This window comes from Thermogemmatispora sp. (assembly GCF_019683755.1).
In the GTDB taxonomy this organism is placed as follows: Bacteria; Chloroflexota; Ktedonobacteria; order Ktedonobacterales; family Ktedonobacteraceae; genus Thermogemmatispora.
Window position 1 is genome coordinate 32,173 of record NZ_JADGHT010000005.1, and the last position, 9,523, is coordinate 41,695.

General features: G+C 59.3%; 8 protein-coding genes. 2 read left to right on the plus strand and 6 right to left on the minus strand.

What is annotated here, in order from left to right:
• Positions 1-67: 67 nt before the first annotated feature.
• Complete coding sequence (locus tag IRZ24_RS01100; protein WP_297159763.1) at positions 68-271, plus strand: hypothetical protein; 204 nt, start codon at positions 68-70, stop codon at positions 269-271.
• Positions 272-400: 129 nt separating this feature from the next.
• Here the strand turns inward: IRZ24_RS01100 and IRZ24_RS01105 are convergent, their stop codons facing one another.
• Positions 401-1,111, minus strand: coding sequence for a metallophosphoesterase family protein (locus tag IRZ24_RS01105; RefSeq protein ID WP_297159776.1), 711 nt, complete (start codon positions 1,109-1,111; stop codon positions 401-403).
• Between the two features lie 252 nt (positions 1,112-1,363).
• On the opposite strand from IRZ24_RS01105, the gene IRZ24_RS01110 reads away from it, so the two are divergent.
• Positions 1,364-1,882 (plus strand): metallophosphoesterase family protein, encoded by a 519-nt coding sequence (locus tag IRZ24_RS01110; RefSeq protein WP_297159765.1) that lies wholly within the window; start codon positions 1,364-1,366, stop codon positions 1,880-1,882.
• A 41-nt stretch (positions 1,883-1,923) separates the two neighbouring features.
• Here IRZ24_RS01110 and serS read toward each other — a convergent pair whose 3' ends face one another.
• The 5 genes from serS to IRZ24_RS01135 all read right to left on the minus strand — a co-directional run bounded on the left by serS (position 1,924) and on the right by IRZ24_RS01135 (position 9,402).
• On the minus strand, positions 1,924-3,207 hold the full coding sequence (gene serS / locus IRZ24_RS01115; RefSeq protein WP_297159767.1) for a serine--tRNA ligase: 1,284 nt from the start codon (positions 3,205-3,207) through the stop codon (positions 1,924-1,926).
• Between the two features lie 629 nt (positions 3,208-3,836).
• Positions 3,837-4,919: a hypothetical protein gene (locus IRZ24_RS01120; RefSeq protein WP_297159769.1), complete on the minus strand. Its 1,083-nt coding sequence runs from the start codon at positions 4,917-4,919 to the stop codon at positions 3,837-3,839.
• 337 nt (positions 4,920-5,256) lie between these two features.
• Entirely contained in the window at positions 5,257-6,960 is a 1,704-nt protein-coding gene (locus IRZ24_RS01125) for a hypothetical protein (protein ID WP_297159771.1), read from the minus strand.
• A gap of 258 nt (positions 6,961-7,218) precedes the next feature.
• Entirely contained in the window at positions 7,219-8,403 is a 1,185-nt protein-coding gene (locus IRZ24_RS01130; protein WP_297159773.1) for a LamG-like jellyroll fold domain-containing protein, read from the minus strand.
• A gap of 687 nt (positions 8,404-9,090) precedes the next feature.
• On the minus strand, positions 9,091-9,402 hold the full coding sequence (locus tag IRZ24_RS01135; RefSeq protein WP_297159774.1) for an iron-sulfur cluster assembly protein: 312 nt from the start codon (positions 9,400-9,402) through the stop codon (positions 9,091-9,093).
• Positions 9,403-9,523 lie beyond the last annotated feature (121 nt).

Genomic DNA, 9,523 nt, shown 5'->3' on the forward strand with positions numbered 1-9,523 from the left:
TGCCACTCGTGCGGGCTCTCTGCGTCCCGGGGCTGAGTGTCCTGCGAGAGAAGAGGGATCACTGAGCATGGCGACTACGAGTGAACTGAAAGAAATTATGCGTGAGCTTGAGCTGGTCGATATCGGCGATGCTGCCAGTTACCTTGGAGAGGAAGCGATGCCGCTGCAGGAGCTGCCCCGTACCGAGCAACCGCAGTCGCTCCTTGAGCATGCTCCTGGCCATCCACCGACCTGTACCTGCATCTTCTGTCAATTATTACATGTCTTATAGAGCACGATAGCTGCTCCGCTTCAGCGCTTCACTGAGACAACGGGGCGTAGGCTATGGCGACTCCCCAGCACGGCCTACGCCCCGTTGTTCTGCCTCAGGCGATGAGGGGGGCAGCAGCGCGCAGGGACCTCAGTAGTGGGCTTCGCGCAGAATCTTGATGCGCCGCTCGGGGTAGGGCATGCCACTAGCACGGATCTGGGCGATCACCGCCTCCAGATCGTAAGGGACGCGACGAATCTCGCCCTCCCAGTCGCTGCCCTGCCAACTAAGGATACCGTAAGCGGCGCGCTGGTCCCCATCGCGAGGCAGGCCACAGCTAGCCACATCCAGTAGCAGCAGGTGTCGCCAGCGGCGCCGATAAGCGATGTGCAAGTGGCCGAAGGCCAAAGCCCCGATCCCCTCATCTAAACCCGCAAGCAGGCGCTCCAACTCCTGATCGGAGGCATTGGGAGCGATGGCCTCCTCCAAATTATGGGGGTTGGCGTGGACGATCAGGGCATCACTGCCGCCAGGGTTCGTTACGCGATACGAGAAAGGCAGCTCGCGCAAGTAAGCGATGCCCGCCGGGCCGATCTGCTCGCGTGTCCAGGCCACGGTACTCTGTTTCTTGCGCCCCTTCTCAGGGGCGGCGGTGACCACTTCCTCATCAACATTGCCCTTGATAACCGGACAGCCGAGCTGCTGAACAATGTTGAGTACCTCGCGCGGGCGGGGACCATTCAGGCAGAGATCGCCGGCAATGACGATCTGGTCGATCGCTGGCTGGCGCCCCAGATCTTCGAGCACGGCCTCCAGGGCCACCTGATTTCCATGAATATCGGAGATAATGGCAATGCGCATAGTCAATCTGCTATCCTCTCCTTAGAAGAGCAAGCGATAGAGAAGGAAGGACAGGCGGTTGGCCTTACCAGGCGGGCAGAGAAGACGACCAGAGGCGAGCTGGCTGCAGTGCCTCGATCGCCCTGGAAAAGCGCCGGCTCTGGTCAGCGAGAGCCCCGCCCGCGCGCCCGGGCTTACGCTGAGCCTGATCCAGATCGCATCATCCGCAAGCGAGAAGCAAGCGTCTGACTGCAGCAACGGAGGTGAGAGCCGATGGAGCACATCATCGGCGTCCTATCGGATACCCATATTCCGCGCTTCAAAGCCCTACCCGAGGCCCTCTGGCACCATTTTGCCAATGTCGAGCTGATCATTCACGCTGGCGACCTCTCGGTGCTGGCGGTTATCAACGAGCTAGAGACCATTGCTCCTGTGGTAGCTGTGCAAGGCAACGTTGAGAGCGACGAAGTGCGGCGCAAGCTGCCCCTCAAGCGCGAGCTGGTGATTGGCGGCTGCCGTATCGGGATCGTTCACATTCTCAGTCCTGACAGCGCACCTCGGAGGCGCACCGAAGATGAAGCGCGCCTGCAGGCGGCTCGCCGCGAGTTCCCGCAAGCGCGCTGCGTGATTTTCGGCCATACGCATGTTCCCTATCTGCGTCAGCAAGACGGCCTGCTCCTCTTCAATCCCGGCAGCGCCACCGATCGCCGCAGCCAGCCAACTTGTACGATTGGTCGCCTCTACATTGAAGACGCCAGCGGCGACCCCCGTGGGGAAATCATCCCCCTGTAGCCTCTCTGCTGCTTCCGGCTCATCCTGGCCGAAGAAGCAAGCTAGGAGTGGCGCGGGCGTAGGACCTCCTGCCCGCCCAGATAGGGGCGCAGGGCTTCTGGAATGCGGACAGAGCCGTCGGGCTGCTGATGATTCTCTAGCAGCGGGATCAAGATCCGGGGCGAGGCAATCGCGGTATTATTCAAGGTGTGGACGAACTTCACTTTGCCATCGCGGTCGCGATAGCGGATGTTCACGCGTCGCGCCTGCCAGTCATGGAAGTATGAGCAGGAATGCGTTTCGCGATAGCGGCCCTCGCTGGGTACCCAACATTCCAGGTCGTACATGCCAACCTTGCCATCGCCCATGTCGCCCGTACAGACGTTGACCACGCGATAGGGAATCTCCAACGCCTGAACCAGCTCCTCAGCGTTGCGAATCAGCTGTTCATGCCAGCGAACCGACTCTTCATGTGAGGCTTCGCAGATCACATATTGCTCGACTTTGTTGAACTGATGGACGCGGAAGACGCCGCGCGTATCCTTGCCATAGGTGCCGGCCTCCTTACGGAAGCATGGGCAGAAGCCAACGAAGGTCAGGGGCAGTTCCTCGTAGCTGAGGATCTCATCCTTGAACATGCCTGTGATCGAGACCTCGGCGGTGCCTACGAGGAAGGTATCCTCTCCTTCCAGTGCATAGACCTGGTCGCGTCCGCGTGGAAACTGGCCGTTACCGATAAAGCAGAACTCGCGCGCCATTGCCGGCACGATCAGCGGCGTGAAGCCCTTGGCAGCGATGCGGTCGAAAGCAAAGTGCAACAGGGCCATTTCGAGGCGGGCAGCATCGCCTTTGAGCACATAGCTGCGCGAGCCGGCAATTTTGGCGGCGCGCTCCATGTCAACCAGGTCCAGTTTTTGCATGAGGGTGTAGTGATCCAGCAGTGGAAAGTCAAACTGCGGCTTCTCTCCCCAATAGCGCACCGGAACATTATCTTCCTCACCCGCGCCGACTGGGGCCGAGGGGTCAGGGATCTGTGGGACCAGGTAAAGGAGCTGTTGACGCTGCTCGGTCAGTGCCTCGAGCTGTGGCTCTAGCTCCTTCAGGCGCGCTGCCAGTTGCTTGCCCTGGGCGATGAGCGACTCGCGCAGCTCCTTGTCCTTGCCGGCCTGCCCAATACGTTTTGAAAGCTGGTTCTGCTCTGCACGCAGAGCTTCAACCTGATGCTGTAACTCCAACACCTGGCGGTCAAGGGCGAGAAACTGATCAACATCAAAGTCGCTCTGCTTGAGACGCACGGCCTCCTTGACAAGCTCGGGATGCGTACGAATAAAACCGAGATCGAGCATGAAAAATCCTCCACTTGCTCCGCTTAGTGTATGCTCCTATGCTTCTTGACAAGAGATATCTCCCTCTGTTAGCCCAGCCGCTGAGCATTGACTAGCTGGTTGACGGCGGCGTCGCTGCTCTCTCCCCTCTCCCTCTGCCTCTTGTCTGGTTTGGCTGTCTCATACAATAAAAAAAGCGTTATCGTCCATTATGCGTAAGGACGACAACGCTGATCAACAGCGTAGGCCGTGGTGCCACCTTCGTTCAGGCGCTCTGCTCCTCGCATGTCTAGTCGGCTGACATGGCAAGCGCCAGGCCGCGACCTGACGGCTTGGGCAGAGCAGCCCCTCATTGGCCCGTTAACGGGGGCAACCGCAGACGCTCATCGCGTGGGCTCCCAGGTGGATTCCCTCATGTCCGACACTGCGTTGCACCGGCCCGCAGCTCTCTGGCGTCTGGCCCATGAGGTACTGATCCTGTTCTTCGCCTTTGCTGAATTGGGGCGTTGTTGCGCCTTTCTCCTTCGCTCCTAGCGATAGGATAGCAGACGCGGGCGCGCTCTGTCAATCACACGGGGCTGGCTGTCACAGTCCCAGCGACCGCTTTCGCTGGGCGCGAGCGACGTGGGGCAGCCCGTGCGCTCGTTGCTTCACTGAGGCAATAGCCAGACGTGAGCATTGCTGAATTGAGCCACGCAGGGTAACTGATCATCGATAGCGGCGACGCCGATCGCGCCTGACGAGAGCGAGTGATCATGAAGGCTGCCCACGGCCTGCTCATTCACATAGAGCACAATGGTGTCCTGTGTAGCCAGGACACTCAGAATATTAGTTTGGGTCAGGCCGCTGCTGATCGCCGGACTGAACCCCGTCAGCAGGGTTTGGGCCGAAGTACCCTCATAGAGATCGAGGGCGAAGGAGCCAGTGACGCTCATACGAAAGAGATAGTAACGCTGACCGTCGGTGCTGGCGCGGAAGAGCAGACCAGCCTCCTCACCGTGGATAATCGTTAGCTGCACCTCGTAGACAAACTGGCTAAAGTGCGTGCTATGGGCCAAACAGGGCTGAAGCAACCCAGGATGACCTGCGCGCGCCTCATAGGCGCCGTTGTTAAAGAAACAACCGGTACCGGCATCGCTAAAGCCCTGGTCCCAGCCGTGGGTTGCGTCGGGAGAGCTGAGATCATCACTGAAAGCTGGTTGGCCCTGCGTAATCTGACTCAGGCGCTCATCATAGGCGGTTGCGGTTGCAGTGAGCTGGCTATGCTGCGCTGTTGCCAGGCTCTGGGCTGTGGCGGTGGCATAGATAGCGGCCTGCTGAGTAGACAGAGCCTGGGCCGTGCCGGCGGCCTGGGCGCTTGCGCTGGAGAGGACATTGCGTGTAGCCTGGGTGCGAGCTGTGGCCTGGGCCTGGAGCACCGCCGTAGCCTGGCCGGTAGTCAGCGTCACCAAGAGGGCTGTGCTCGCTAACAGCAGCAGGGCGGCAAGTGTCCCGGCAAGCCACCACTGCCCGCGAGAGAGTCCAGCGCGCCTGCGCCGAAAAGGGGCAGGCGCAACCACAGGCGCCTGAACGAGCGCGGTTGTCTTCGTCTGCTCCTCCGCCTCGGTCGGTTTGGCCAGGGACTCCTCGTGTTCCCCTGGAGTCATCGGCTCCCTCCCATAGACTGGCAGCCGCTCCGGCTCAGACTGGCTATCCTTCGCCGGCGGGCGGCCTGCTTGCTGCTTCCCTGGCATACGTGGCGTTCCCTCGCTTGACAGTAGCCTTTTCCCTTTCTGCTCGCTTCTCTCTGCTACTATAGCATGAGCGCTGCTAGTAAGGCTAGCCCTGAATCATTTTGGCAAAGCGCCGACGAGCCGGAGCTCAAGCTCAAAGGCAACAAACAATCGAGGGCGCGCGAGAAGAGCAAGGAGAAAAGGGCTGGCAGTCTCGGGGAAGTCCAGGCGTCTGGACCGCTAGTTCCCGTGATCATAGCCAGCATTCCTGCCCTTGAACCATGCGAGGCAGCGCTTTCCGTCTAACGCACATGCTTCCATGCTTCTCGTGCGCAGGCAGAAAGGCTTAGCTCTTTCGCTAGAGCCGCCAGATTTTCATGTTCTGGAAAGCGACATCAACGGGCGTTTTGCTAGTATCCAGGGCGATTAGACCAATCTGCCCGCTTGACAGGTTGCTGTCATGAACCGTGGCAAGATAGTGCTGGTTCACAAACACCATGAGTATATTCTCCTGGGCGATGACGGTGAGCGTATTGCTCTGGCCCAGATTCGTGTTAATGGCGTTGCTGACTCCCTCGGAGAGGGCGGTAAAGTCCTCGTTGGAGAACTTGCTCAGCAGATAGGCGCCACCGGGACTGATCAAAAGGCTATAGAAGCTGCGTGTCCCCTCATTGAAACGGAAGACCATGCCTCCCAGCGTCTGGAGGCCATTCTTATTACCCTTCATGATCTTCATGTCGACCTGAAAGGCCAGATTCTGATACGTGAGAGCATTGGCGATGCAGGCCCAAAGTGGTGTCTCTGCCGTTGTCAGGACATGTAGCGCGCCATTGTTAAACTGGCAACCGCTCCCGTCGCTATTGAGCGTATCGTCCCAATTGCTGGCACTCTGACCGCTCAACCCATCATTCACCTGGGGGGACTGAGAAATGATATAGTTGTAGAACGCCTGAGGATCGTTCTGCAGCGCAGTTATGGTTGCCGTGGCGTTGGCGCGGGCGATGGCCGTCGCCGTCTGATGGCTGCGAGCCAGAGCGGTGGCACTCTGGGCTGTAGCTGTGGCCGCGGCGTGCTCCTGGCCGGGGCGAATGACGCCAAGGTAGACAACAGTTCCCAGCAGGACCATGAGACAGATGAGCAGAACGGCCAGAATAAAGACTATCACCGACCTGCCTCCCCTGGCTGCTCCTGGGGCGGCGGGCGTAGGAGCAACGGGGGGGAAGCCAGTGCCGGGCCCGGGCGTTCCTAGAGGAGCCGGCTGTGGCTGAGGCGGCCAACCGACTTGTCCCTGCTGAGGCAGCCCTGCGCCGGCCTCTCTGCTTGCCCCCACAGCAGGAAGCTGACCAGTGGTCAAGGCAGAAGGCGGCGGAGGATAGCCGGGGTAGAAGGAGCCAGAAAAGCTGGTTGGCGCTGGTGGCTGAGCCGCAGAAGGCTGCTGATAGCCTGGTGACGTTGCCCAGCTTCCACTTTGGCTGAGCTGGCCGGAAGGCTGCGGTAGCTGGCCTGTTGCTGGCGTCTGGGCCGACGGCGCCGGATAAGCACCAGGCGGGCCAGCATAAGAAGGGGTAGCAGGCCCAGAAGGCGCCGGTGGCCAGCTATAGCTCGTCGCGATGTCGCGTGGCGGAGGCACTGGCGTCGCACTGCTGGGAGCAGAGGCCGCCGAGCCGCTAGAAGCGGGTGAAGCCGCTGCTCCTGCCTCGGCACTGGTCTGCTGAGGCGCGCGCTCAGGTTCGGAGGGAGTTGTCTGAGCTGTCCCCGCCTGAGCAATGGCCTCAGCCTGCCCGCTGGGGGATTGGGACTGCTGCCAGCGTGAAGGTGCGCGTACCGTCGGCTCGCTATATGGGGCGCGCAAGGTACGCTCACTATCCTCAACGGTGGTCGACTGTGACTGCTCGCTGGTTTCGGAGCGGCGCTTAATCAGCGTAGCGTCCGGGCTGGCGGGCGAGGACGAGGGAGCCTGAGAAGGCGCAGGCTCCAATACATTGTAAGGGGTAGGAGCGCCGCAGGCGGGGCAGATGCGCGCCCCCGCGGGTAGCTCGGCCTGGCAGATCTGGCATTGCATCGCTAAGAAAATCCTCCTCGAAGACTGGACAGAAAGACTCCCTAAAGCATCATCAGCATAACATGCTTTTCAATCTATGCCAAGCGATCTCAGTGTAGGCAACTGGCTAGCGTAGGGCCAGCCACCAGTAATGGCCCTTCCACCTTGGAAAATGTCTTGCTTTGCTTATTGGCATTCCGTTCCCTACTCTTAGTTCCCTGTCCTGATCAGCAACAAGGATGACTGTGGGAGAAATAGGCGCAGGCGGCAGGAGGATCGTTAACGTGACCAGACCTCAAGTTGGGAGAAAGAGGCATCGGTCACATGGCCCAAGTCAATAGCGAACACGCCGATCTGCCCTGTACTAAAGTTGGCATCCTGAGCGCTACCAACATACTGCTTGTTCACGTAGAGCAGAATCGAGGAACCGCGGGCGATCACTGTCAGCAGGTTATCCTGGCCTGTTGCCGTGTGAATGGCGCTTGTCGGACCGCCCACCAGGGCATTGGCCTGCGTCCCGTCAGAGAGCATAAGGCTATAGTTTCCGTCGCTACCCACGAAAAAGAGATAGCCCGTGCCGTTATCTGCATTGGCGCGGAAGACCAGGCCGCCACCATCGCCTTGGGTCAGCCGCATATGAACCTGCAGCGTAAAGTTCGCAAAGTTGGTGGCCACAGCCAGACAGGGAAGAAAGACATGATCGCTGGCGACCAACGAATGCAGGCTGGACCCGGAGAAGAAACAGCCCTCGCGCCGATTGTTATCCAATGTCCACTGATTCCCATTCTGTCCGGTCAAAGGGTCGGACAGCGTGGGATTCCCTTGCGTTGCTTCCTCGTAGGTGGCCTGCTGAGCGGTAGCGGTAGCGACAGCGATTGACGTGGCCTGCGCGGCAGCCGTCGCCGTGGCCTGGGTCCGAGCGATGGCCGTCGCCGTCGCATGAGCACGCGCCTGCGCTGTCCCCTGAGTAAGGGCCGTCAGGGCGGCGCTGACCGTCGCCGTGGCTCCCGCTCGCAACCGGGCTGGATGGTACAGGCCTCCATAGATCACTAAACCGATTCCCGCCATAAACAGCAAGAGCATCAAGACAAAGCCCATTTGCAGCGAGCGTGAGAGCGCAGGGCGCTGTTCAGCCTTGAACTCGCTACGATGAAAATGGGCCAGGCGCCGCGGTGTAGTCACGGCGCCGATAGGTGCTGCATCATAGGCCCCCGGTGGGCGAGGAGAACCAGTCTCCGTGCTGGAGCTGCCTCCTGCTCCTGTGCCGCTCTCGCTCCCGGCTGTAGCGCCGCTGGCCTCGGGAGCGACTGGGGTAGCCTGCGAGACGATCGCAGAGGAAGCGTCATCCGCGTGCTGGCTGGGCTGAGCCGGACCCCGGCCGCCCCCCAGCGCCGCCCCGCAGACAGGGCATGTGGTGTAGCTCTCGGGCACCGCTGCGTAGCAAAACTCACAGTGCCTGATCATGAGATCTCTTCAACCTCCTGCTCTCAGTGGGCCGCACATCGGCCTCCTCGTTGCTGTAGCTATCAGCGTCTCCGCTTGCTTCTCTGAGACAAAAGCTCCTTGCTCTTCGTCTGCTGAATATCTAGCTCCTTTGCTATCCTTATATCGATATTGTTAGCTCCTTGCCTCTCTAGGATTCTTTCGCTTTCAGCAAGCTGTTTTCGGAAAACTCAGGACCAATGCTCCCCCCATCGCAGGCTGCCAGCTCTTTGACTCAGCCGGTAGGTTTGATGTCTCCAGGGTGTTCTTTCTGCGCCTGCTCTTCCTGCCTTGTCTCTAGATCGAGACTGGTGTGACTGGACAGATCGTAGAAGAAAAAAGGCTAGAGGTATTGCTCCCTGCGAGAAGGATGCTTCTTCCCCATCCATTCATATCATGAAGATAAATGTATTGATTGATAGCACTCAGTATAACACACTGCTTTGTCGAAGGGAAGAGTAAAAAGAGAAAAAAATAACACGTGACAGACCACAGCCGGCAGGTAGCGGACCACCATCGCTGCGAAAAGCGAACAGAAGCTCCTAAGCGCCAGTGGGGTCGTCACGTGCTAGGATAGGCCTTGTGGCAAGAGAGATACAAAGGAGAGCCAGGCGAGTCCCTGGAAGAGAAGGGCTGAGCCGAGCGCGAGGCGTGCCAGACCAGACCTACCTAGATCAGGCCCAGCTCCCACTTAGCGTCTTCGGTCATGCGATCGGGAGTCCAGGGTGGATCGAAAGTCATCTCCACGTCGCATGACTTCACATTCTCGACCTGGCTAACGCGCATCTCGACCTCAGACATCACATCGCCGACCAACGGGCAGCCCATTGAGGTCAGCGTCATCTTAATATGCACATGGCCGGTTTCCTGATTGATATCGATCCCATAGACCAGGCCGAGATCATAGATATTGACAGGAATCTCTGGATCATAGCATTCCCGTAAGGCCTCGATCACATCGGCCTCATTGATCTGGGGCATAGTCTGCTGCTCCTTCCCTGCTGATATCCCGAAAGTTCCCCATATTCTTTGTCCTCTATGTTATCCCAAGTAACATAGTAGGGATTACTCCACATAAATATAGCGCAAGGCCTAGACCTTG

What these genes read in the sequence shown, in the direction of transcription:
- IRZ24_RS01135 (WP_297159774.1), bottom strand. Translation starts at nt 9,402, where the DNA reads ATGCCCCAGATCAATGAGGCCGATGTGATCGAGGCCTTACGGGAATGC.
- IRZ24_RS01105 (WP_297159776.1), bottom strand. Translation starts at nt 1,111, where the DNA reads ATGCGCATTGCCATTATCTCCGATATTCATGGAAATCAGGTGGCCCTG.
- IRZ24_RS01120 (WP_297159769.1), bottom strand. Translation starts at nt 4,919, where the DNA reads ATGCCAGGGAAGCAGCAAGCAGGCCGCCCGCCGGCGAAGGATAGCCAG.
- IRZ24_RS01130 (WP_297159773.1), bottom strand. Translation starts at nt 8,403, where the DNA reads ATGATCAGGCACTGTGAGTTTTGCTACGCAGCGGTGCCCGAGAGCTAC.
- IRZ24_RS01100 (WP_297159763.1), top strand. Translation starts at nt 68, where the DNA reads ATGGCGACTACGAGTGAACTGAAAGAAATTATGCGTGAGCTTGAGCTG.
- serS (WP_297159767.1), bottom strand. Translation starts at nt 3,207, where the DNA reads ATGCTCGATCTCGGTTTTATTCGTACGCATCCCGAGCTTGTCAAGGAG.
- IRZ24_RS01125 (WP_297159771.1), bottom strand. Translation starts at nt 6,960, where the DNA reads ATGCAATGCCAGATCTGCCAGGCCGAGCTACCCGCGGGGGCGCGCATC.
- IRZ24_RS01110 (WP_297159765.1), top strand. Translation starts at nt 1,364, where the DNA reads ATGGAGCACATCATCGGCGTCCTATCGGATACCCATATTCCGCGCTTC.